The organism is Catellatospora bangladeshensis (assembly GCF_016862575.1).
GTDB lineage: Bacteria > Actinomycetota > Actinomycetes > Mycobacteriales > Micromonosporaceae > Catellatospora > Catellatospora bangladeshensis.
Map to the genome: position 1 here is coordinate 162,887 of NZ_BONF01000004.1, position 22,474 is coordinate 185,360.

The 22,474-nt window shown below is 72.0% G+C and carries 22 protein-coding genes; 12 read left to right on the forward strand and 10 right to left on the reverse strand.

Annotated elements, in window-relative coordinates; translation table 11 throughout:
- Positions 1 to 66 precede the first annotated feature (66 nt).
- From Cba03nite_RS02505 to Cba03nite_RS02515, 3 genes are all read left to right on the forward strand, one after another.
- Positions 67 to 2,139, forward strand: coding sequence for an endo-1,4-beta-xylanase (locus Cba03nite_RS02505; RefSeq protein WP_239125404.1), 2,073 nt, complete (start codon positions 67 to 69; stop codon positions 2,137 to 2,139).
- 245 nt (positions 2,140 to 2,384) lie between these two features.
- On the forward strand, positions 2,385 to 3,254 hold the full coding sequence (locus Cba03nite_RS02510) for a GNAT family N-acetyltransferase (RefSeq protein WP_203741224.1): 870 nt from the start codon (positions 2,385 to 2,387) through the stop codon (positions 3,252 to 3,254).
- A 235-nt stretch (positions 3,255 to 3,489) separates the two neighbouring features.
- Positions 3,490 to 3,663, forward strand: coding sequence for a hypothetical protein (locus Cba03nite_RS02515; RefSeq protein ID WP_203741226.1), 174 nt, complete (start codon positions 3,490 to 3,492; stop codon positions 3,661 to 3,663).
- Positions 3,664 to 3,757: 94 nt separating this feature from the next.
- On the opposite strand, the gene Cba03nite_RS02520 is transcribed toward Cba03nite_RS02515, so the two are convergent.
- The 3 genes from Cba03nite_RS02520 to Cba03nite_RS02530 are packed head-to-tail and all read right to left on the reverse strand — an operon-like array spanning position 3,758 to position 5,495.
- Positions 3,758 to 4,399, reverse strand: a complete 642-nt coding sequence (locus tag Cba03nite_RS02520; protein WP_203741227.1) for a hypothetical protein — start codon at positions 4,397 to 4,399, stop codon at positions 3,758 to 3,760.
- Between the two features lie 45 nt (positions 4,400 to 4,444).
- Positions 4,445 to 5,185, reverse strand: a complete 741-nt coding sequence (locus Cba03nite_RS02525; protein ID WP_239125405.1) for an alpha/beta hydrolase — start codon at positions 5,183 to 5,185, stop codon at positions 4,445 to 4,447.
- Between the two features lie 10 nt (positions 5,186 to 5,195).
- Positions 5,196 to 5,495, reverse strand: coding sequence for an antibiotic biosynthesis monooxygenase family protein (locus Cba03nite_RS02530; RefSeq protein ID WP_203741228.1), 300 nt, complete (start codon positions 5,493 to 5,495; stop codon positions 5,196 to 5,198).
- Positions 5,496 to 5,552: 57 nt separating this feature from the next.
- Between Cba03nite_RS02530 and pnuC the strand changes: the two genes are divergently transcribed.
- From pnuC to Cba03nite_RS02545, 3 genes are all read left to right on the forward strand, one after another.
- Positions 5,553 to 6,182 carry a nicotinamide riboside transporter PnuC gene (gene pnuC / locus Cba03nite_RS02535; protein ID WP_203741229.1) on the forward strand — a complete coding sequence of 210 codons (630 nt, stop codon included), beginning with the start codon at positions 5,553 to 5,555 and terminating at the stop codon, positions 6,180 to 6,182.
- Entirely contained in the window at positions 6,179 to 7,252 is a 1,074-nt protein-coding gene (locus Cba03nite_RS02540; protein ID WP_239125406.1) for an AAA family ATPase, read from the forward strand. Before pnuC ends, Cba03nite_RS02540 begins: the two co-directional genes overlap by 4 nt.
- 247 nt (positions 7,253 to 7,499) lie before the next feature.
- The gene (locus Cba03nite_RS02545; RefSeq protein ID WP_203741231.1) at positions 7,500 to 8,507 is read left to right on the forward strand and encodes a TerC family protein; all 1,008 of its coding nucleotides are present in this window, start codon (positions 7,500 to 7,502) and stop codon (positions 8,505 to 8,507) included.
- 3 nt (positions 8,508 to 8,510) lie between these two features.
- On the opposite strand, the gene Cba03nite_RS02550 is transcribed toward Cba03nite_RS02545, so the two are convergent.
- From Cba03nite_RS02550 to Cba03nite_RS02560, 3 genes are read right to left on the reverse strand one after another with little or no spacing between them, the layout of a single operon-like run.
- On the reverse strand, positions 8,511 to 9,224 hold the full coding sequence (locus Cba03nite_RS02550) for a C40 family peptidase (protein ID WP_203741233.1): 714 nt from the start codon (positions 9,222 to 9,224) through the stop codon (positions 8,511 to 8,513).
- A 15-nt stretch (positions 9,225 to 9,239) separates the two neighbouring features.
- Entirely contained in the window at positions 9,240 to 10,328 is a 1,089-nt protein-coding gene (locus tag Cba03nite_RS02555) for a mandelate racemase/muconate lactonizing enzyme family protein (RefSeq protein WP_203741235.1), read from the reverse strand.
- A 57-nt stretch (positions 10,329 to 10,385) separates the two neighbouring features.
- On the reverse strand, positions 10,386 to 11,219 hold the full coding sequence (locus Cba03nite_RS02560) for a serine hydrolase (protein ID WP_203741411.1): 834 nt from the start codon (positions 11,217 to 11,219) through the stop codon (positions 10,386 to 10,388).
- Between the two features lie 64 nt (positions 11,220 to 11,283).
- Between Cba03nite_RS02560 and Cba03nite_RS02565 the strand changes: the two genes are divergently transcribed.
- The gene (locus Cba03nite_RS02565) at positions 11,284 to 11,925 is read left to right on the forward strand and encodes a hypothetical protein (protein ID WP_203741237.1); all 642 of its coding nucleotides are present in this window, start codon (positions 11,284 to 11,286) and stop codon (positions 11,923 to 11,925) included.
- Between the two features lie 69 nt (positions 11,926 to 11,994).
- On the opposite strand, the gene Cba03nite_RS02570 is transcribed toward Cba03nite_RS02565, so the two are convergent.
- Both Cba03nite_RS02570 and typA read right to left on the reverse strand, forming a co-directional pair.
- On the reverse strand, positions 11,995 to 12,651 hold the full coding sequence (locus tag Cba03nite_RS02570) for a lysoplasmalogenase (protein ID WP_203741239.1): 657 nt from the start codon (positions 12,649 to 12,651) through the stop codon (positions 11,995 to 11,997).
- A gap of 278 nt (positions 12,652 to 12,929) precedes the next feature.
- Complete coding sequence (typA, locus tag Cba03nite_RS02575; protein WP_203741247.1) at positions 12,930 to 14,792, reverse strand: translational GTPase TypA; 1,863 nt, start codon at positions 14,790 to 14,792, stop codon at positions 12,930 to 12,932.
- A 132-nt stretch (positions 14,793 to 14,924) separates the two neighbouring features.
- Between typA and gsmA the strand changes: the two genes are divergently transcribed.
- Together gsmA and Cba03nite_RS02585 are read left to right on the forward strand one after the other, a co-directional pair.
- A complete protein-coding gene (gene gsmA / locus Cba03nite_RS02580; protein WP_203741255.1) occupies positions 14,925 to 16,022 on the forward strand; it encodes a sporangiospore maturation cell wall hydrolase GsmA in 1,098 nt (365 codons plus the stop codon).
- Between the two features lie 66 nt (positions 16,023 to 16,088).
- Positions 16,089 to 16,481 (forward strand): VOC family protein, encoded by a 393-nt coding sequence (locus tag Cba03nite_RS02585; RefSeq protein ID WP_203741259.1) that lies wholly within the window; start codon positions 16,089 to 16,091, stop codon positions 16,479 to 16,481.
- Positions 16,482 to 16,496: 15 nt separating this feature from the next.
- Here the strand turns inward: Cba03nite_RS02585 and Cba03nite_RS02590 are convergent, their stop codons facing one another.
- The gene (locus Cba03nite_RS02590; protein WP_203741267.1) at positions 16,497 to 16,700 is read right to left on the reverse strand and encodes a DUF397 domain-containing protein; all 204 of its coding nucleotides are present in this window, start codon (positions 16,698 to 16,700) and stop codon (positions 16,497 to 16,499) included.
- A gap of 24 nt (positions 16,701 to 16,724) precedes the next feature.
- Complete coding sequence (locus tag Cba03nite_RS02595) at positions 16,725 to 17,585, reverse strand: helix-turn-helix domain-containing protein (RefSeq protein ID WP_203741269.1); 861 nt, start codon at positions 17,583 to 17,585, stop codon at positions 16,725 to 16,727.
- A 162-nt stretch (positions 17,586 to 17,747) separates the two neighbouring features.
- Between Cba03nite_RS02595 and Cba03nite_RS02600 the strand changes: the two genes are divergently transcribed.
- The 3 genes from Cba03nite_RS02600 to uvrA all read left to right on the forward strand — a co-directional run bounded on the left by Cba03nite_RS02600 (position 17,748) and on the right by uvrA (position 22,416).
- Entirely contained in the window at positions 17,748 to 17,945 is a 198-nt protein-coding gene (locus Cba03nite_RS02600) for a hypothetical protein (RefSeq protein ID WP_203741271.1), read from the forward strand.
- A 187-nt stretch (positions 17,946 to 18,132) separates the two neighbouring features.
- Complete coding sequence (gene rsgA / locus Cba03nite_RS02605; RefSeq protein ID WP_203741275.1) at positions 18,133 to 19,161, forward strand: ribosome small subunit-dependent GTPase A; 1,029 nt, start codon at positions 18,133 to 18,135, stop codon at positions 19,159 to 19,161.
- Positions 19,162 to 19,509: 348 nt separating this feature from the next.
- Positions 19,510 to 22,416, forward strand: a complete 2,907-nt coding sequence (uvrA, locus tag Cba03nite_RS02610; protein ID WP_308442742.1) for an excinuclease ABC subunit UvrA — start codon at positions 19,510 to 19,512, stop codon at positions 22,414 to 22,416.
- Positions 22,417 to 22,474: the final 58 nt, after the last annotated feature.

The following is a 22,474-nucleotide window of genomic DNA, read 5'->3' on the forward strand; positions in this document are numbered from 1 at the left end:
CGGCCGCCAAGGGCAGTGGTGTGTGTCGCGTCCACGCGTGTCTGCTCCCGGAACAGGATCCCCACAGTGTCCACACTCACCTCCAGAGCCGGGCGGTTCACGCTCGGCATACTCATGCTGACCCTGTCCGCGCTCGCGGTCGTGGTCGCCTCCATCCCCACCCCGTCCCGTGCCGCCGACCCGGTAACCGTGCTGACCAGCGGTTTCGAGGACGGCACCGTGCAGGGCTGGGCCCGCCGCGGCACCGTCGAGACCGTCGCGGTGAGCACCGCCGCCGCGCACGGCGGCACGTCCAGCCTGCTCACCACCGGCCGCACCGCGGCCTGGAACGGCCCCAGCAAGGACCTGCTGGCCACCGTCACCAAGGGCACCCGCTACACGTACTCGGTCTGGGCGCGGGCCGCGGCCGGCGCCGGGTCGGTGCAGGTGCGGATGAGCGTCGAGCGCCGCTGGCAGGGCACCGCCAGCTACGAGCAGGTGGTCAACAGCACCACCGTCAGCGAGAGCGGCTGGACCCAGCTGACCGGCGGCTACACGCTGGCCAACGACGCCGACTTCTTCGCCGTGTACGTAGAGACGGTCAGCGGGACGGCGTCGTTCCACATCGACGACTTCACGCTGTCGTACCAGCCGCCGGACCCGATCCAGACCGGCATCCCGTCGCTGAAGACGGTGTTCGCGAACGACTTCCCGATCGGCGCGGCGGTGGGCCGCCCGCAGCTGCTCGGCGAGCGCGGCCAGCTGCTGGCCAAGCACTTCAACTCGGTCACCGCGGGCAACGCGATGAAGTGGGACACCATCCAGCCCGTCGAGGGCACGTTCAACTACACCGACGCCGACGCGATCGTGGCGTTCGCGCGGGCCAACGCCATGAAGGTGCGCGGGCACACGTTCGTGTGGCACAACCAGACCCCGGCCTGGGTGTTCAACGACGCGAACGGGCAGCCGATGACCGCGACCGCGGCCAACAAGACGCTGCTGCTGGCCCGCCTGGAGGCGCACATCCGCGCCCTGGGCGCCCGCTACGCCGCCGACATCTCGGCGTGGGACGTGGTCAACGAGGTCATCGACGAGAACCAGTCCGACGGCCTGCGCCGCAGCACCTGGTACAACATCACCGGCCTGGACTACATCCGCACCGCGTTCCGGGTGGCCCGGCAGGTCGCGCCCAACGCGAAGCTGTTCATCAACGACTACAACACCAACGTCACCACCAAGCGGGACAAGCTCTACGACCTGGTCGCGCTGCTCAAGGCCGAGGGGGTGCCGATCGACGGGGTCGGCCACCAGCAGCACGGCAACATCAGCTGGCCGACCGGGGCCGAGACCGACGCGATGATCGCCAAGTTCATCCCGCTCGGCGTCGAGCAGCAGATCACCGAGATGGACACCAGCATCTACACCAGCTCCTCGGAGAGCTTCACCACCCCGCCCGCGGACCGGCTGACCAGCCAGGCCGCGCGCTACAAGGCCTGGTTCGACGTGTACCGCAAGTACAAGGCCAACATCACCTCGGTGACGCTGTGGGGCCTGGCCGACGACGAGACCTGGCTGGACAGCTACCCGGTGAGCCGCAAGGACTTCCCGCTGCTGTTCGACGTGCAGCTGCAGGCCAAGCCAGCGTACTGGGCGATCATCGGCAGCGCCTCGCCGACCGCGTCCGGCCCGCCGTCGCCGTCGGCCAGCGCGTCGCCCAGCGCTTCGCCGAGCCCGTCGGCCTCGCGCAGCCCGTCGGCCAGCCCGAGCCCGTCGCCGAGTGCTTCGCCGAGCGCCTCGGCCAGCCCGAGCCCGGTCCCGAGCGGGTCCACCATCCCCTCGGGCTGCCGGGTGAAGTACACGGTCACCAACCAGTGGAACTCCGGGTTCCAGGGTGACGTGGTGATCACGAACGCGGGCGCGGTGGCGGTCAACGGCTGGCAGCTGCGCTGGACGTTCGCCAACGGCCAGGTGATCAACCAGTCCTGGAGCAGCACGTACGCGCAGAGCGGCGCGAACGTGACGATCACCAACGCGTCCTGGAACGGCACCATCGCCGCCAACGGCGGCACCGCGTCCTTCGGCTTCCTGAGCAGCTGGAGCGGCACCAACGCCAAGCCGGCCACGTTCACACTGAACGGCACGGTCTGCGCGATCGTCTGATGTCCTACCCCGGCTCACAACTTCTGAGTTGTAGGTACAACTCAGAAGTTGTGAGCCGCCCGTGGACACCTGTCGCGGCTGGGGAGGCGGCCTCACCCCGCGCCGCGATCGCAGGGCAGGCCGGCGGCACACTCGCGGCCTCTGCCGGAGCCGGACGGACGGCCGTCCTTCCTGTGCCCACCACGCCTGTCGGAGCCATGCAAATACGGTGCCGACGGACCCGTGCCCGGCTAGGCTCGCGTCCCGTGACCGATGCCGACGCCCTCTTCGCCCCGCTGGCCGCCGACGCCGTCCCGGCCGTCGCCCGCCTGGCCGCCCGCTGCCTCGCCGCCGACGGCGGGCTCCCGCTGGCCGCGGGTGAGGGCTTCACCGCCCGGCGCTACGCCGCCGAGGGCGGGCTCGCCATCGGCGCGTACGGCCCGGACGGCACGCTGCTCGCCGCCGCCGCGATCCGGCCCACCGGCAGCACCGTCACCGGCACCGCGCTGGTCGACCCGGCCGCACGCGGGCGCGGCCTGGGCGCCGCCGCGCTGGACTGGTGCCTGGGCGGCGCTGACGTGATCGAGACCGAGTCGCTGACCGGCGGCGCTGCCGCGCTGTTCGCCGACCGCGGCCTGACCATGTCGTTCGCCGAGGACGTGATGCGCCACGACCTCAAGGAGATCCCGGACGTGCCGCTGCCGGCGGGAGTGAGCCTGGCCGGCTGGGCGCCGGACACGGTGAGCCGCTTCCACGCGGTGTACCGGGCGGCCTTCGCGGAGCGGCCGGGCTTCCCCGACTGGGACCAGCAGCAGTGGACCGCATGGCTGGTCGATGACGACTTCCGCCCGCCGTGGTCGCTGCTCGCCGTAGACGCGTCCGGCGCCGACCTCGGCTTCGTGGCGTGCGGCGACGGCTGGCTGGTGCAGGTCGGCACGACGCCCGCCGCCCGCGGCCGGGGCGTGGGCGCGGCGCTGACCACGGCCGCGCTGCGGGCCGCGGCCGCCGACGGCGCGTCCGAGATGCTGCTCGACGTGAACGTCGACAACCCGGTCGCGGCGGAGCTCTACCGGCGTCTCGGGTTCACCGTCCTGGGCAGACGGGCCCGCTTCACCCGCCCGGCCTCGGCAGGCTGACCGGCGCGACGCCGCCGCGCGTTCCGGCACGGGATCGAGGGTTATCGCGGCGGCGACCCGGTAATAGGAGGGTGGAGGGGCCGTCTGGTTCCGCGACGAGCGGTCGATGGGGACCGCCCGCCTCCCCTTGCGGAACGGGCGCGACGCCCACGAACAGTGGGGCGGTTCGCGACAGTGCTCTCCGGGCTGCTTCGCTGCCGGTGTCCTCGCCTCTCGGCACCACCGAGGAGGTCCGATGCACGAAACCAGGCACCGAGGTGCCATGTCGCCGGATGCCGAACAGGCCGCGCGGTCGCTGCTGGCCGAGGAGCGGCGGATCACGGTGGAGACGGGCTGGTCCACGTCCACCGCGGTCGTCACGGCCATCCGCGAACGCCTGCTGGTCAACATGCTGGCGGCGACTCGATGACCGGTGCGCGGCCGGCCGCAGGGCCGGGACGCGACCGGGACCGCCGGCGCGGGCGCTGCACGGACCAGCGCCCGCGCCGACAAACCTGCGGCGGTCAGGCCCGGCTGCGGGCCGCGTCGATCCAGGCGAGCACGCCGTGGGCCCGGCTGCGGGCGGCCACGTCGCGCGCCTCGGCCAGCAGCGCGGCGCCCTCGTCGTCGCGGTCGTCCTCGTAGGCCAGCTGCGCCAGCGCGAGCAGCGCCGCCGCGAGACCGGGCTGGAAGTCCAGCTCGCGGCGCAGCCGCGCGGACTCCTCCAGCTTGGCCCGGCCCGCCTCGCGGTCGCCCGCCTCCAGGTCGGCGAAGCCGAGGTGGCGCACGGCGTACGACATGGTCAGCTCGTCCCCAGTGGCCCGCGCCAGCCGGTATGCCCGCTCCAGCAGCGGCACCGCGACGGCCGCGTCGTCGCGCACCACCTGGTGGAAGCAGCCGAGCCAGAACAGCGCCTCGCCCTCGCCGCGCCCGTCGCCGAGCCGCCGGTACAGCTCGGCGGCGCGCTCGAACGAGGCCAGCTCGGCCGGGTCTTCCTGGCGCTGATGCAGGTAGTCCGCGTGCAGCAGGCGGCCGCGGGCCAGCGCGAGATCTGCCTCCAGGCTGTCGAGGTCGCCGTGGGCCGCGGTGGTCGCCGTGGTGTCGCCGCCGAACACGGCGGTCTCGTAGCGCTCGCTCGCACGGGTGAGGCGTTCGTCGCCGTACATGCCGACCAACCTAACCGGACGGGCGAGCCGCCGCAGCCCGGTCGGCTAGCGCTTCGCGGCGTGCGCGGCGGCCCAGCCGCCGATCCGGGCCAGCAGGTCGGCGGAGGCGGCGTTCTCGGCGTGGCCGAAACCGGGCTCCAGCCACAGCTCCTTCGGCTCGGCGGCGTTGTCGAAGATCTGATGCGCGTGCTCGACCGGGAAGTACGCGTCGGCGTCCCCGTGCACCACCAGCAGCGGCGTGGGGGAGATGAGCCCGGCCACGGCGTACGGCGGCTCCGGGACCGGGTCCCAGCCGCCGCGCGCGATACGGGTGCGCAGCGCGACCCGGCCGACCAGGCGGCCCAGCCGCCGCTCCAGCACCCAGTGCACCCGGCGCATCGGCGGGGTGCCCCGGTAGTACCAGCGGGCCGGGCCGCTGACCGCGACGGCGGCGTCGACGCCCCGGATCAGGGCGGCATGCCGCACCACGATCGAGGCGCCCATGGAGAAGCCGACCGTGACGATGCGGCGGTAGCCCAGCTCACGGGCCCAGGCCACGGCCGCCTCGACGTCGTGGATCTCCAGGTCGCCGACCGTGGACAGGCCGCCGGAGCGGCCGTGCCCGCGGAAGTCGAAGCTGATCACGCCGCCGTGCCGGCCCAGGACGCCGGCGGCGCGGCGCACCGACTCGCGCCGCCAGGAGCCCGTGAAGCCGTGCGCGATCACGATCGCCAGCGCGCGGTCACCCTCGTCGTGGTGGGCGTCGATGGGCACGCCGTCGGACGCGGTGAGCACGCGGTCGGTCATGAGCGGAGGATCAGCCGTTGGCCGGTACGTCGGTGAAGTGCTCCACGACCGGCGGCTTCGCGAAGAACGGGCCGATGATGCCGCGCCACTGGTCGAACCGGTCGGTGGCGCGGAAGTTCTTCTCGTGCGCCTCGATCGAGTCCCACTCGACCAACAGCACGAACCGCGACGGCGACTCCACGCCGCGGGTCATCCGGACGGTGATGCAGCCTTCTGTGTCCGCGAGCCACGGGCGGGCCTGCGCGTACGCCGAGGCGAACGCGTCCTCCTGGCCGGGCTGGACGTCGATCAGGGCAACCTCGAGCACCATGGTGATGATCCTCGCACGCCCACGGCGGGGTGGTGCGGGTGCCCTAGGGTGGCGCCCATGCTCGACTGGCTCCTCAGCACCGCGTTCACCGTCCGCGACACGCCGATGACCTGGGCCGAGGTGCTCGGCTTCCTGACCGGCGTGCTCAACGTCTGGCTGCTGGTGCGCCAGAACGTGGCGAACTGGGCGGTCGGCATCCTCAACGTGCTCCTGCTGCTGGTCGTGTTCTGGACCTACGGCCTGTACGCCGACGCGAGCCTGCAGCTGGTGTACGTGGCGCTGGGCCTGCTGGGCTGGTGGCAGTGGCTGCGTCGGGGCACGGACGGCGCCCGGCTGGAGGTGTCGCGCACCACGCGCGCCGAGTGGACCGTGCTCGCCGTGGTGGGCATGCTGGCGACGGTCGCGCTGTGGCTGCTGCTGGACCGGGCCACCGACTCGACGGTGCCGCTGCCCGACGCGCTGACCACGGTGCTATCGCTGGCCGCGACGTACCTGCAGACCCGAAAGAAGCTGGAGAGCTGGTGGATCTGGATCGTGGCCGACCTGATCTACATCCCGCTCTACCTCTACAAGGGCCTCTGGCTGACCGGCGCGCTGTACGTGGTGTTCCTGGGCCTGTGCGTGGCGGGGCTGCTGTCCTGGCAGCGCGCGCTGCGGGGGCGCGCGGCCGAGCCGGTGCCGGCGTGACGTACCGGCACGGCATGGTGGTGGGCAAGTTCTACCCGCCGCACGCCGGGCACCATCACCTGATCCGCGCCGCCGCCGCGGCCTGTGCCCGGGTCACGGTCGTGGTGGCGCCGTCGAGCGGGGAGTCGATCCCGCTGGAGACGCGGCTGGCGTGGCTGCGCGAGGAGCACGCGGACACCCCGTGGGTGCGGTTCGCGGGGCGCTACGACGACACCCGGATCGACTACGGCGACCCGGCCGTGTGGGACGCGCACTGCGCCGTGTTCCGCGAGGCGGTCGGCCCCGACCCGGTGGACGCGGTGTTCAGCTCCGAGAAGTACGGCGACGAGCTGGCCAGGCGGTTCAACGCGGTGCACGTGGAGGTGGACGCGCCGCGGCTGGCGTACCCGGTCTCGGGCACGGCCGTGCGGGCCGACCCGGTGGCGCACTGGGGGCTGCTGTCCGCGCCGGTGCGGGCCTGGTTCACCCGGCGCGTGGTGGTGCTCGGGGCGGAGTCGACGGGGACCACGACCATGGCGGCGGCGCTGGCCGGGCATTACGCGGCCCGGGGCGGGGCGTGGGCGGACACCCGTTGGGTCCCCGAGTACGGCCGGGAGCTGACCGAGCGCAAGCTGGCCGCGCTGCGCGCCGCCGATCCGGGCGCGACCGTGTTCGGCGTCACCTGGGACCGGGCCGACTTCACCGAGGTGGCCCGGGAGCAGTCCGCCGCCGAGGACGCCGCGGCGCGGGCCGGCTCACCGCTGCTGGTCTGCGACACCGACGCGCTGGCCACCCAGGTTTGGGAGGAGCGCTACCTGGGCAGTTCGTCACCGGAGGTCCGGGCTGCCGCCCGGCATCCCGATCTGTACCTGCTGACCTCGCCTGCCGGGGTGCCGTTCGACGACGACGGCCTCCGCGACGGTGAGCACCTGCGGGAGTGGATGACCGGCCGGTTCCGCGAGGTGCTGGCCGCGTCCGGAGTGCCGGTCGTGGAGTTGAACGGATCACACGGGGCCCGGCTGCGGATGGCGGTGGAGGCGTGCGACAGGCTGTTGAGCGCGGGCTGGGGCCTCGCCGCACCACTTGGCTGACCTGCGCGGACGCCCCGGCTGACCCGGTGGCTCGTCCATGCGGGCGACCCTGGCTGGGCAGTGCGCGCGGCGTGGTAAACAATAGAGAGACGCGGGAGGGGAGTATCCCTCACGACGGTGTCGTCAGCACGGCTCCCCCCGGCCAGCACAGGCCTGGTGTGATCCCGGCACCGTCGGTCATCGGTGTTGCACCGGTGGCAGGAGAGACCTCCGGGGCAAGAATCATGCCGACCGGAGGTCTGTTCATATGAACGTGTCCACTTGGGAATGGGCCGCCACCCTCATCGGGTTGCTGGCGCTGCTGACCTTCGACTTGTTGATCATCGGGCGTCGGCCGCATGAGCCTTCGATGAAGGAGGCCACCGGTTGGGTGGTCTTCTATGTGGCACTGGCCTGCGCGTTCGGTGCGTGGATCTTCTACAGCCACGGTACGCAGTACGGGCAGGAGTTCTTCGCCGGCTGGGTGACCGAGTACAGCCTCTCCGTGGACAACCTGTTCGTCTTTGTGATCATCATGAGCAGGTTCGCGGTGCCCCGCATCTACCAGCAGAAGGTGCTGCTCATCGGCATCGTGCTGGCGCTGGTCATGCGCGGTGCGTTCATCGCGGCGGGCGCCGCGCTGGTGTCGCGGTTCGTCTGGGTGTTCTACATCTTCGGCGTGTTCCTGATCTACACGGCGTGGACGCTGACCAAGCACGGTGAGAGCGACGAGTCGGACTTCAAGGAGAACGCGCTCATCCGGTGGAGCCGCCGGGTGCTGCCGATCAGCAAGGAGTACGACGGCGCGAAGATGACCACGGTGCAGGCCGGCAAGCGGATCTTCACGCCGATGCTCATCGTGATGATCGCGATCGGCACCACCGACCTGATCTTCGCGCTCGACTCCATCCCGGCCATCTTCGGCCTCACCAAGGAGCCGTTCCTGGTCTTCACCGCCAACGTGTTCGCCCTGATGGGCCTGCGCCAGCTCTACTTCCTGCTGGGCGGCCTGCTGGACCGGCTGGTGTATCTGTCGCTGGGCCTGGCCGCGGTGCTCGGCTTCATCGGCGTCAAGCTGATCATGGAGGCCCTGGCGGGCAACAACGTGCCGTTCATCAACGACGGCCAGCCGATCACCGCCGTGCCGCACATCAGCATCGGCGTCTCGCTCAGCGTGATCATCGGCATCCTGGCGGTGGCCACCATCGCCAGCCTGATCAAGTCGTCCCGCGAGGCGAAGAACGACGCGGAGAAGACGCCGACCCCGGTCGGCTGACGGTCAGCCGCCCACCCGGCCCGCACCCGCCAGCGCGGCGGTGCGGGCCGGTGGCATCTCCTCCAGGATCACCCGGCCGTTGACGCTGCAAGCGTGCAGCACGAAGCGGGTGCCGTCCCGTGGGGCGGCAGCCACGAAGCCCACATGGTCGATATCGCCGCGCGCGTCGGCGAAGAAGTACAGGTCGCCCGGCTGCTCGCTGCCGAGGGGCAGCTCGGGCACGGCGAGACGCTGGTCGCTCGCATCGCGCGGCACGGTGACGCCAAGCTGGCGGAAGGCCAGGTGCACCAGCCCCGAGCAGTCGATGCCGTACGGCGTCAGCCCGCCCCACACGTAGGTGACCCCGAGCCAGGCCCGCGCCGCGGCCAGCGCCGCCGCCCGGTCCACGGCGCCCGCCGCGCCGTCCCCGCTCTCGCGCACGCTGAGCTGGTCCAGCGGCAGCCAGCCGGGGTAGCCGCGCGGGTCCAGCTTCGCGGCGGGCTGCGCGGTGGCCACCACCCGGGCCCAGCCGCCGCGCACCTCCTCGACCAGCACCTGCTCGCCGTGCAGCAGCTGGGTCAGCACGCCGTGGTACATCCGGCCCTCGTCGTCCAGCCCGGCGACCCAGGAGCGCGGGTCGCTGTGCGGCCCGAGCACGGCCGCGTCCACGCCGGGCCGGGGTGCGTCAGGGCGCGACCACAGGGTCGCCACCGGGGCGGTCACCGTCGCGATCTTCATGCGGGGTACCTCGCTTCAGTCGGCTGCGCTCCGTTGCGGGATCGACACGCCCAGTCCGGGGGCGTCGGGTAGTACCACAGTCGCACCCTCGTAGCGGCATCCGCCAGACACCGGCGGCTCGGCCAGCCACCAGGCCGCGTCGAGGTCGCTGACGATGGTGGTCGGGTGCGCCGCGACCAGGCTCGCCGCGGCGCCGATGCCGACGGGGCCCTCCATCATGGAGCCGACGCAGGTGCCCAGCCCGTGCGCGGCGGCCAGCTCCAGCAGGGTGCGCGCGGTGCTGAGCCCGCCGCACTTGGCCAGCTTCACGTTGACCAGATCGGCCGCGCGGCGGCGGATCACCTCGACCAGGTCGCGCAGGCCGAACACCGACTCGTCGGCCATGATCGGCAGCGCGCTGCGGGCACTGACCCAGGCCAGCCCGTCCAGGTCGTGCCGGGCGACCGGCTGCTCGACCAGCTCGACCGGCAGCTCCAGGGCGGCGATGCGGTCCAGGATGCGCACCGCGTCGCGCGGCGTCCAGCCCTGGTTGGCGTCCAAGCGCAGGGTGACGCCGGGGTCGAGGGCCTCGCATACGGCGCGGATGCGGTTCAGGTCGCCCGCGGCATCCGTGCCCACCTTGAGCTTCAGCACCGTGAAGCCCCCGGCGATCCGCTGCTTGGCGGTGACGGCCAGCGCGCCCGCCTCACCCGCGGACAGGGTCACGTCGGTGGGCACGGTCAGGCTCGTGCCGCCGAGCAGGCGTGCCAGGGGAATGCCCAGGCGGCGCGCGGCCAGGTCGTGCAGTGCCACGTCCACCGCCATCTTGGCGGCCTCGTTGCCGACCACCGCGCGGGCCACCTCGCGGCAGCGCGCGGCCAGGTCGTCCGGGTCGCGGCCGATCAGCAGCGGCGCCATCATCTCCGCGACGCACGCCTGCGAGCCCGCGATGCTGGCCCCGGTCACCGCCCACACCTGCGGCGCCTCGCCGAAGCCGGAGCGCCCGTCGGCGTCGACGATCTCGACCAGCAGCGTCTCGACGGCGGTGGCCCGGCGCAGCGCCGTCACGAACGGGGTGTGCAGGGGCGCGGAGACGCGGTGGGTGCGGACTTCGGTGATCGACACGCCACCGACCCTACGTGCGAAACCGGTACCGCAGAAGCCCCGTTCCGGGGCGGCCCGTCAGCTCGCGCCGCGCTGCGCCCAGCTCGCCGCGGCGATCCGGCCCAGCAGCGCGCACGCCTCACCGTCCGGGACGTCACCGGTGGTGCAGACCGCCAGCAGGTACGGCGGCGCGTCCGCCGGGTAGATCAGCGCGCTGCTGTGCCGCTCGCCGGTCACCCAGCCGTTCTTCAGCGCCACCCGGGTGCCCTCGGGCAGGCCGCGGTGCAGGTCGTCGCGGCACTCCTGGGCGGACAGGATGTCCAGCATCGCGGCCGACCCGGCGGGCGAGGCGAGCCGGCCGCCGTGCAGCGCGCCGAACAGCGCGGCCAGGTCGGCGGCGGTGACCTCGTTGCTGATCCCGCCGTCGCGCGCCGGGTAGTCCTCGATGCCGCGGTCGGTGTGCGCGCGGGTCGCCCCGGCGAGCCGCCACACATCGTTGACCTGGGCGAACGCCTGCTCGTTGGGGCCGAGCGCGGCGAGCACCAGGTTGGTGGCCAGGTTGGAGGAGCGCACGATCATCCGCGTGATCAGCCAGCGCAGCGGGGCCTTGCCGCCCAGCCGGTCCCACACCTGCGGATCGCTGTCGTACGCCGGGTCGTTGGCGTACCCCCCGCCGCCGGGCGCGGCCGACACGTGCTCGTTGTGCACGGCGATCTCGGCGTCCAGGTCCAGCCGGCCGGCCTCGGCGGCGCGCCAGGCGGCGGCCATCACGCCGACCTTCATCGTGCTCGCGGCATAGTGCAGCGCCCCGGCCTCCCGGGCGTATCGCGCCGGCCCGTCGAGCGGGCCGCACCAGACGGAGGCGGTGCCGGGGAAGGCGTCGAGTTCGGGAGCCAGGCTCTGCAGCGTGATCACGCCTGCAGGTTACTGAAAACGGGGCAGCGGCGCGCGCTGGGAGGCCGTAGAGTGCCGCGCCGTGACTGAGTTGATCCCTTCTCACCTGTCGGCCCCGGCGCCCGACACCACGCACCGCTGTGAGCAGTGCGGGTGCAGCCCGGCTCGGCAGATGACCTTCCGTGGGCACCGCGGCATGATCGTGGTGATGCAGTTCCTCAAGGAGCGCGGCGTGTGGTGCCGCACCTGCGGCCTGGCCGTGTTCCGCACCATGACCAGCCGCACGGTCGCGCAGGGCTGGTGGGGCTACGGCTCGTTCCTGATCACGCCGTTCGTGCTGCTCTACAACCTGGTGGGCCGCCTGAAGCTGCGCAAGCTGGGCGAGCCGGTCCCCGCGCTAGACGGCTCGTCGACCGCGCCCTGGAACCCGGGCCGCCCGGTGTTCCTGCGCGCGACGATGCTGGTCCCGATTCTGCTGGTGGCGTTCGTGACGACGGTGGCGATCCTGGCCGACCCGGCGAACAAGATCGGGCAGTGCGTCGTCTCGCAGGGCACGGACGACGTGGAGTTCGTCGACTGCTCCCAGCGCAACGAGGGTGTGGTGCTCAGCGTCGTCGACGACAAGGATCAGTGCCCCGCCGAGGCCGTCGGCTACGTCGAGGAGTACACCGAGTACCGCTCCGGCGGCCGCCACGTCGACGAGATCTACTGCATCGGCGCCTGACCATCCGCATGACCGAGACTCCCGCCGGGCCGCGCGAACGGCACGGCGGGAGCCCCGATCAGTGCGGAGTCACCGCGCGCGGCGGGCGACCCAGCCGGTGGCCAGCAGGAACTGGGCCAGGACGTAGGTGAGCATGACCCAGATCTGAGGGCCGGGGATGGTGAACGCGTCGGCGACCCGTACCGCGATCAGCAGATCCGAGATCAGGAACAGCGCCCCGCCGAGCGCGGTGCGCCAGCCAAAGGCCGCTGCCAGCGCCGCGGTCGACGACAGCAGCGTGCCGTACACGGCCATCGGCAGCGCCAGGCCCGCCTCCGACAGCGCCGGCCACAGCCAGCTCAGCGCGCCGACCAGGAAGACCGCGTAGCCGATCGGCACCAGCAGCATCGGCCACGCCCGCAGCCGCGACAGCGCGCCGTGGCGCACGAACGTGGTCACGTAACAGACGTGCGCCGTGCCGAACAGCGCCATACCGATGATGAACGCGGTCGTTCCCTCGAACTGCAGCGCCACGTCACCGGCCCAGGAGAACAGCAGCGCGGCCAGGATGCCGGTGGTCGGGACCAGGCCGCGCGAGCGGTGGTACAGGTAGAACCACAGCGCCAGCAACGGCAGCAGCAGCGGCTTGGTCGCCCAGTCCAGCGGCCTGCTCTCCACGCCGGCGGCGATGACGTTCAGGGCCGAGGCCACACCGAAGAGGCCCAGCACAAGCCGGTCCGCGCGCATAGTCGATCTCCCGAGGGGTGAGGGGTCCGCGCAGCATACCCACCGGTAGCCCGCGCGCAACACCCACCACCCTCCTTGGTTGATCATGAACTTATGGACGTGCTGGACGGCGTGTCACCACCCCGCCACCGTGATCGAACTCCGACGATCCGGTTGATCACGGTGGCGGGGTAGGGACGCGCCGGTGAACACGTCCATAAGTTCATGATCAACCCGGGATAGGGGCCGGCCCCCGGGCTGCGGGGCAGCGCGGGGGCCGGTGGGGCTGGGAGGAGCTGTCAGGCGTGCTTGCGGCGGGCCGCCATGCGGCCGCGCTGGGTCTGGTCGAGGACGACCTTGCGGATGCGCACCGCGGCCGGGGTGACCTCGACGCACTCGTCCTCGCGGCAGAACTCCAGCGCCTGCTCCAGGGACAGCTTGCGCGGCGGGATCAGCTTCTCGGTCTCGTCCGAGGTGGACGCCCGCATGTTGGTGAGCTTCTTCTCCTTGGTGATGTTGACGTCCATGTCGTCGGAGCGGGAGTTCTCCCCGACGATCATGCCCTCGTACACCTCGGTGCCGGGCTCGACGAACAGGGTGCCGCGCTCCTGCAGGTTGGTCATCGCGAACGCGGTGACCGGGCCGGTCCGGTCGGCCACCAGCGAGCCGTTGTTGCGGGTGCGCAGCTCGCCGAACCACGGCTCGTACTTCTCGAACACGTGGTGGAGGATGCCGGTGCCCCGGGTGTCGGTGAGGAACTCGGTCCGGAAGCCGATCAGGCCGCGCGCCGGGACCAGCCACTCCATCCGGATCCAGCCGGTGCCGTGGTTGACCATCTGCTCCATCCGGCCCTTGCGGGTGGCCAGCAGCTGGGTGATGGCGCCGAGGTACTCCTCGGGGGCGTCGATGGTGAGGCGCTCGACCGGCTCGCACAGCTTGCCGTCGATGTCCTTGGTGACCACCTGCGGCTTGCCGACGGTCAGCTCGTACTGCTCGCGGCGCATCTGCTCGACGAGGATGGCCAGCGCCAGCTCGCCACGGCCCTGCACCTCCCAGGCGTCGGGGCGCTCGGTGGGCAGCACCCGCAGCGACACGTTGCCGACCAGCTCCTTGTCGAGCCGGTCCTTGACCATGCGCGCGGTGACCTTGGCGCCCTTGACCCGGCCGACCAGCGGCGAGGTGTTGGTGCCGATGGTCATCGAGATCGCGGGCTCGTCGACGGTGATCAGCGGCAGCGGGATCGGGTTCTCCGCGTCGGCCAGCGTCTCGCCGATCATGATGTCGCCGATGCCGGCGACGGCGATGATGTCGCCGGGGCCGGCCTCGTCGGCCGGCTTGCGCTCCAGCGCCTCGGTCATCAGCAGCTCGGAGATGCGCACCGACTGCTGGGTGCCGTCGGTCTTGCACCAGGTGACGGTCTGGCCCTTGCGGATCGTGCCCTGGCGCACCCGGCACAGCGCGAGGCGGCCCAGGAACGGCGAGGCGTCGAGGTTGGTGACGTGCGCCTGCAGCGGCGCGCCCTCGGTGAAGGTGGGCGCCGGGATGGTGTCGAGCAGGGTCTGGAACAGCGGCTGCAGCGAGTCGCTGTCGGCCGGGATCTTGCCGTCCTCGGGCTGGGTCAGCGAGGCGATGCCGTCACGGGCGCACGCGTACACGATCGGGAAGTCGATCTGGGACTCGTCGGCGTCGAGGTCGAGGAAGAGCTCGTAGGTGTCGTCCACGACCTCCTTGATCCGCGCGTCGGGCCGGTCCACCTTGTTGATGACCAGGATGATCGGCATCTTGGCCTTGAGCGCCTTGCGCAGCACGAAGCGGGTCTGCGGCAGCGGGCCCTCGGAGGCGTCGACCAGCAGCACCACGCCGTCGACCATGGTCAGGCCGCGCTCCACCTCGCCGCCGAAGTCGGCGTGGCCGGGCGTGTCGATGATGTTGATGGTGACCTGGTCGCCGTTCTCGCCGACGTACTTGACGGCGGTGTTCTTGGCGAGGATCGTGATGCCCTTCTCCCGCTCCAGGTCGCCGGAGTCCATGACCCGGTCGGCGACCTCGGCGCGCGCGTGGAAGGCGCCGGCCTGCTTCAGCATGGCATCGACGAGCGTGGTCTTGCCGTGGTCGACGTGGGCGACGATCGCGACGTTACGGAGATCGGGGCGGGTAAGCATTCATCCATTGTCCGGCAGGCGTGATCGAAAATAGCGGTCGGGGTGGCCCGCGTGGCGGGTGTCACCCGGTGGTATGGGTGTCTTTCCCGCCTTGAATCCGTTATCAGTGGTATGTCGGCTAGCCCGCGTACGGTGCTGGGCACCGTCCTGATCATGCCCCTGCTGCTGCTCGCCGCGCTGCCCGCGGTGGCGGTGGCGGTGGGGCAGCCCCGCGCCGTCCCGCAGCCGGACCGCGCCCGCACGACGGGGGTGGACCCGGTCACCGGCACCGCGGGGATCCGGGTCGACACCGACGGCGGCGTGGTGCACGTCCGCTCCGGCCCGACCACCGACCGGCGCGCCATGGCCGCGCTCGGCGACGACAGCCGGGTGGCCGTGCGCTGCAAGGTGTGGGGCGAGCGGGTGACCGGCACGAAACGGCGCACCGCGTACTGGATGCGGGTCGGGGCCGGCCGCTACCTGTCCGACGCCTTCCTGGACTGGCCCGCCGCGCGGCCCGAGGTGCCCTGGTGCGGCACCGCCCCCGTGGACGCGGTCACCGCCCGGGTGGCGGCGGGCGGTTCGGTGCTCAACCTGCGCCGCGAGCCCGGCACGGCCGCCGGCCGCCTCGGCACCGTCGACGACGGCAGCGTGCTGGCCGTGCGCTGCCAGGCCGCGGGCCAGGCGGTCGGGGGCTCGGGCACCTGGCTGCGGGTGGCGGGCGGTCGCTACGTCGCCGAGGCGTACGTGCGCTGGGCGCCGCAGCGGCCCTGGCTGCCGTGGTGCGGGCAGGAGCCGTCGCGCACGCCGCCGGCCAGCTCGCGCGAGTTCGTGGCGGAGGCCGAGGGCCCGGCCCGTGCCGCCGCGCGCGCCCACGGGGTGCCCGCGTCCGTGCTGGTCGCCCAGGCGGTGTACGCATCGGACTGGGGCCGGGCCGAGCCCGCCCGGCGCGACCACAACCTCTTCGGCGCGCTCTGCGTCCCCGCCGCCAAGCCCGGCGCGCTGGGCTGCCGCGAGTACGGCGCCACCGCGCTGCGCGCCTATCGCAGCCCCGCCGACTCCTTCGCCGACCAGGCCCGCGTGCTGGCGGCGGAGCCGCGAAACGCCACGGCCCTCACCCACGCCGCCGACCCCGAGCGGTTCGTCCGCGACCTCCAGGCCGCCGGGTACGCCGGCGGCGCGCGCTACGCCGACCGCCTGGTCGACCTGATCCGCCGCTACGACCTGCGCCGCCTCGATACGGCGGGCTGACCGGTCCTGGCCGGGAAGGGCCTGGTGGGGGTGTGGATCGGGGTAGCGTCGCGGAGGGAGGTCGACATGTCTGGTGCAACGGTCATCCCCACCCTGCGCTACCGGGACGCCGCCACGGCGATCCGGTTCCTGCGGGACGCGTTCGGGTTCCGGGAGCTGCTGGTGGTCCCCGGGGCGGAGGGCACGGTGGCGCACGCCGAGCTGACCCACGGCACCGGCATGGTCATGGTCAGCTCCACCACGGACGGCGGGGACGGGCGGATGCCGTTCGCGGGCGGCCCGGCCTGGCTCTACGTGATCGTGGACGACGTGCAGGCGCACCACGACCGGGCCATGGCCAACGGGGCGGAGATCGTCTACCCGCCGAAGAAAGAGGAGTACGGCGGCAGCAGCTACACCGCCGCCGACTCGGAGGGCAACCAGTGGACGTTCGGCTCCTACCGGCCCGAGGGCTGGTAGGAGGCCGGTCCGCGGTCAGCGGTCGAACTCGCCCGCCTTCGTGCCCGCCAGGAAGGAACCCCAGTCGGCCTTGCTGAACAGCAGCACGGGCCCGGTGGGGTCCTTCGAGTCGCGTACCGCGACGGATCCGGTCAACACGGTCGTCTCGACGCAGTCGCCGTTGCCGCCGCTGCGGCTGCTCTTCCGCCATACCGCGCCCGTGAGATCGACATGGTGCACTGAACAACTCCTCGTGGTTTCGGGTCACCCCGTGAGACTTCGCGCCACGTCCAGCATCCGGACGCTGGACAGCCGGGGGCTGAGGGCCGCCGCGCAAAGATGGTCGAAAACCAGGCTACAACGGGCTATTTCGGTCGAATCGTCCAGGTACAGGTCCCCGGCGAAACCCTCGAAGTAGACGGTGTCCGGATCCCTGCGGTCGGGGAAACGCAGGATCCGGAACGCCCCCGTCATCGCCTCGTGCCCCCCGTGGGCGAACGGAAGGATCTGGACCGTGATGTGCGGCAGCTCGTTGGCCGCGGCCAGCGCCCGCAGCTGCTCGGCCATGACGGCGGGGCTGCCCACGATGCGGTGCAGCACCGCCTCGTCGAGCACCGTCCAGAACTCCGGCGGCTGGTCCTGTTTGAGCAGCTCCTGCCGGGTCAGCCGGATCTGCACGCGCCGCTCGACCTCGTCGGCGGAGTCGTGCGGCCGCGTCGCCCGGATGACGGCGCGGGCGTAGTCCTCGGTCTGCAGCAGCCCCGGCACGAACGACAGCTCGGCGCCGCGGATGGAGTCCGCCTCCGACTCCAGCTGGATGAGCTTGAGGTACGGGCTGGAGACCTCGCCGTACTTCAGCCACCAGCCGCCGCGCCGCTTCGACTCCCGAGCCAGTTCCAGCAGCTCCTCCCGCTGCCCGGCGTCGTCGAGACCGTAGAGGTCCAGCAGCACCAGCAGGTCGCCGCGGCGCACGCCGACCTCGCCGTTCTCGATCCGGCTGATCTTCGACGGCGAGCAGTCGAGCGCGGGGCCGACCTGCTGGTGGGTCAGGCCGGCGGCTTCTCGCAGCTCCCGCAGGGCCACGCCGATGCGGCGGCGGCGTAGCGAGGTGCCCGACGTGGCCAATGACCCTCCTCTGCCGACAGACGCGTCGCCAAGTCTGCTGCTCGGGCAGCTGATCAGGCAAGGGGTCACGCCGAACGGGCGGAATTCCCCGGGTGCCTCCTTGCAAGTTGAATCTCGCACGTGCAAGGTGGAAGGAGAGCCGGGTCCGTGCCGGGAGGCGACGTGCACACTGGACGCATCACCGACGCGCAGGCGATGGGATACCGCCGCATGCTGCGCGACCACCTGCCTGATCCAGCCGCGCCCGAGGCCGGCTGCCGCCTGTGCCACCTGCCGGGCTGCGCCGACTACCGCTACGCCTTCCACTCGCTGGCCGTGGCCGGCCGCTCCACCGCCGTGGACGCCCCGCCCGGCGAGTGACGCCCGCGGCCGGAAATGCCGTGGCCCGCGCCGGGGCGCGGCGCGTACCGTGACCGGTAGCAGCGGGGCGGTCCCGCGCGATGAACTTCCGAGGAGGTGGCGCCCATGTCTGTCGAGGTATCCAGCACGCCGTCCTCCCGGATGGCGTGACCCTTCCGCCACTCGCGTCTGCACGACAAGGAATGAGATGACCGTCTCCCTGTCGTCCCTCGGCTGGGACGACCACTTCGCTTCCGCATACCCCCTCTTCGACCGGCCCGACCACGCACCGGGCCGGGTGGTGCGCGCCGACCGGGGCGTCTGCACCGTGCTGACCGACGCCGGCACCCACCGGGCGAGCCTCGGCGGCCCGGCCATGATCGCGGCCGCCGCCGACCCGGTGGCCCTGCCCTGCGCGGGCGACTGGGTGGCGCTGCGGCACTGGCCCGACCAGCGCACCACCATCGAGGCGGTGCTGCCGCGGCGCAGCGCGATCGTGCGCCGCACCGCCGACAAGGACGCCACCGGCCAGGTGCTGGCCGCCAACGTCGACACCGCCGCGGTGATCGCCTCACCCGACCCCATGCCCGAGCCCGGCACCATCGAGCGCCTGCTCTCCCTGGCCTGGGAGTCCGGCGCCCGGCCGCTGCTGGTCATGACCAAGGCCGACCTCGTCGCCGACCCCGACGCGCTCATCGCGGACCTGGCCGAGCTGGCTCCCGGCGTCCCCGCCGTCGCCGTGAGCGCCGAACGCGGCACCGGCCTGGACACCCTGCGCGCCCTCTGCGCACCCGGCCGCACCCTGGGCCTGATCGGCGCCTCCGGCGCGGGCAAGTCCACCCTCGTCAACGCCCTGGTCGGCACGACCGTGATGACGACCCAGGCCAAACGCCGGGTCGACGGCAAGGGCCGCCACACCACCACCTACCGCGCGCTGATCCCCGTGCCCGGCGGCGGCGCCGTCCTGGACACCCCCGGCATCCGCGGCGTCGGCCTCCTCGACGGCGAGACCGGCCTGGACCGCACCTTCGCCGACATAGTCGCCCTGATCGCCCGATGCCGCTTCCCCGACTGCGCCCACGCCACCGAACCCGGCTGCGCCATCCGCGACGCCCTCGACTCCGGCACCCTCCCCACCCGCCGCTGGGAAAGCTGGCGCAAACTCCAGCGCGAACTCGCCTTCGAATCCCGCCGCGCCCGCACCCGCGCCACCCGCCCCACCCGCCGCCCCCGCTGACCCCGCTGACCCCCCGTCTAGTGCGGCGATCTTGCGTGAACTGTGGGTGCGACACGCCCGAAACGGGCAAATCCCTAACAGTTCGCGCAAGATCGGCGGGGGATGGGGTGCGGCGGGGGTCACGTTGTGGCGGCGAAACGCCGTGTTAGCACGTATGTTCGTGGCGCGAAGCAGGAATGTCGGGGGGCGGGGCTAGAGTTGCGCAGGCATGCGACTGCGCGTGGAGCAGGGGTGTTGTGCTGCCCTGCCGACGGCTGCTGAGCTGGGACGGAGCCTGGGCTGAGACCCTGGGGCGCTGCCGCGTGGACGCCTGACGAACATCGCTGAAACCGTGTGGGGAGAGTTGCTGTGAGCGACCGACTGATCATCCGTGGGGCGCGCGAGCACAACCTGCGCGACGTCAGCCTTGACCTGCCCCGGGACGCGATGATCGTGTTCACCGGGCTGAGCGGCTCGGGCAAGTCGAGCCTCGCGTTCGACACGATCTTCGCGGAGGGGCAGCGCAGGTACGTCGAGTCGCTGTCGTCGTACGCCCGGCAGTTCCTCGGGCAGATGGACAAGCCGGACGTCGACTTCATCGAGGGCCTGAGCCCGGCGGTGTCGATCGACCAGAAGTCCACCTCGCGCAACCCGCGCTCGACCGTGGGCACCATCACCGAGGTGTACGACTACCTGCGGCTCCTCTTCGCCCGGGTGGGCCAGCCGCACTGCCCGGTCTGCGGTCACCTGATCAGCCGGCAGAGCCCGCAGCAGATCGTGGACCGGGTGCTCGCGATGGAGGAGGGCACCCGCTTCCAGGTGCTCGCCCCGGTCATCCGCGGCCGCAAGGGGGAGTATCTCGACCTCTTCTCCGACCTGCAGAGCAAGGGCTTCGCCCGCGCCCGGGTCGACGGGGTGGTCTACCCGCTGAACGAGGTGCCGAAGCTGGCCAAGCAGCAGAAGCACACCATCGAGGTGGTCGTCGACCGCCTCGCCGTCAAGGCGAGCAGCAAGCAGCGCCTCACCGACTCGGTGGAGACCGCGCTCGGCCTGGCCGGCGGCATTGTGATCATGGACTTCGTCGACCTGCCCGAGGACGACGAGCACCGCGAGCGCAAGTTCTCCGAGAACCTCGCCTGCCCGAACGAGCACCCGCTGGGCATCGAGGACCTGGAGCCGCGGGTCTTCTCCTTCAACTCGCCCTACGGCGCGTGCCCGGAGTGCACCGGCTTGGGCACGAAGAAGGAGGTCGACCCGGAGCTGGTCATCCCCGACCCGGAGAAGAGCCTGGGCCAGGGCGCGATCTCCCCCTGGGCCGGCGGCCAGACGATGGAGTACTTCGGCCGCCTGCTGGAGGCGCTGGGCGAGGAGAACGGCTTCGACCTGGACACCCCGTGGCGGGCGCTGACCGCGCGGGCGCAGAAGCTGATCCTGCACGGCGCGGAGAACCAGGTGCACGTGCGCTACCGGAACAAGTACGGCCGCGAGCGCTCGTACTACTCCGGTTTCGAGGGCGTGATCCCGTGGCTGGAGCGCCGGCACGCCGACACCGAGAGCGAGTGGTCGCGCGACAAGTACGAGGGCTACATGCGCGAGGTGCCGTGCTCGGTCTGCTCGGGCACCCGGCTCAAGCCCGAGGTGCTGGCCGTCACGTTGGACGGGCGCAACATCGCCGAGCTGTGCGCGCTGTCGGTGGGCGAGGCCGCGGTCGTGCTGGCCGGGCTGGAGCTGGACGACCGGCAGCGCTTCATCGCCGAGCGGGTGCTCAAGGAGATCAACGCCCGGCTGCGCTTCCTGGTCGACGTCGGCCTGGACTACCTGTCGCTGAACCGGCCGTCGGGCTCGCTGTCCGGCGGCGAGGCGCAGCGCATCCGGCTGGCCACCCAGATCGGCTCCGGCCTGGTCGGCGTGCTGTACGTGCTGGACGAGCCGTCGATCGGCCTGCACCAGCGGGACAACCACCGGCTCATCGAGACCCTGGTCCGGCTGCGCGACCTGGGCAACACGCTCATCGTCGTCGAGCACGACGAGGACACCATCCGCACCGCCGACTGGGTGGTGGACATCGGCCCCGGCGCGGGCGAGCACGGCGGCGCCATCGTGCACAGCGGGCCGTACGACAAGCTGCTGGTCAACGAGGAGTCGGTGACGGGGGCGTACCTGTCCGGCCGCAAGCAGATCGCGACCCCGGCGCAGCGGCGCCCGGCCACGCCCGGCCGAGAGCTGACCGTGGTCGGTGCGCGCGAGCACAACCTGCGCAACGTGTCGGTGGCGTTCCCGCTGGGCCAGTTCATCGCGGTCACCGGCGTGTCCGGCTCGGGCAAGTCGACGCTGGTCAACGACATCCTCTACACCGTGCTGGCGAACCAGATCAACGGGGCGCGCATGGTGCCGGGGCGGCACACCCGCGTCACCGGCCTGGAGCACGTCGACAAGGTCGTGGGCGTGGACCAGTCGCCGATCGGGCGTACGCCGCGGTCGAACCCGGCCACCTACACCGGCGTGTTCGACAACATCCGCAAGCTGTTCGCCGAGACCACGGAGGCGAAGGTGCGCGGCTACGGGCCGGGCCGGTTCTCCTTCAACGTCAAGGGCGGCCGCTGCGAGAACTGCGCGGGCGACGGCACCATCAAGATCGAGATGAACTTCCTGCCCGACGTGTACGTGCCGTGCGAGGTGTGCAAGGGCGCCCGGTACAACCGGGAGACCCTGGAGGTGCACTACAAGGGCAAGACCATCGCCGAGGTGCTGGAGATGCCGATCGAGGAGGGGGCGGCGTTCTTCGAGCCGATCCCCGCGATCCACCGGCACCTCAAGACGCTGGTCGACGTCGGCCTGGGCTACGTGCGGCTGGGCCAGAGCGCGCCGACCCTGTCCGGCGGCGAGGCGCAGCGCGTGAAGCTCGCCTCCGAGCTGCAGAAGCGCTCCACCGGCCGGACGGTGTACGTGCTCGACGAGCCGACCACCGGCCTGCACTTCGAGGACATCCGCAAGCTGCTGCTGGTGCTGCAGGGCCTGGTCGACAAGGGCAACACCGTGATCGTGATCGAGCACAACCTCGACGTGATCAAGTCGGCGGACCACCTGATCGACATGGGCCCCGAGGGCGGCCACAAGGGCGGCTCCGTGGTCGCCACCGGCACCCCGGAGCAGCTCGCCGCGGTGGACGAGAGCCACACCGGCCAGTTCCTCAAGCCGATGCTCGCCGCCCACCCCGCTCCCGCTCCCGCCACCCCGCCCCGCGCCCGCAAGGCCCGCGCCAAGGCGGCCGTCTGACGACCGCATGATCGTCCGACTTGCCCGGCACATGGGCGAAAGAGCGGTCAAGATACGC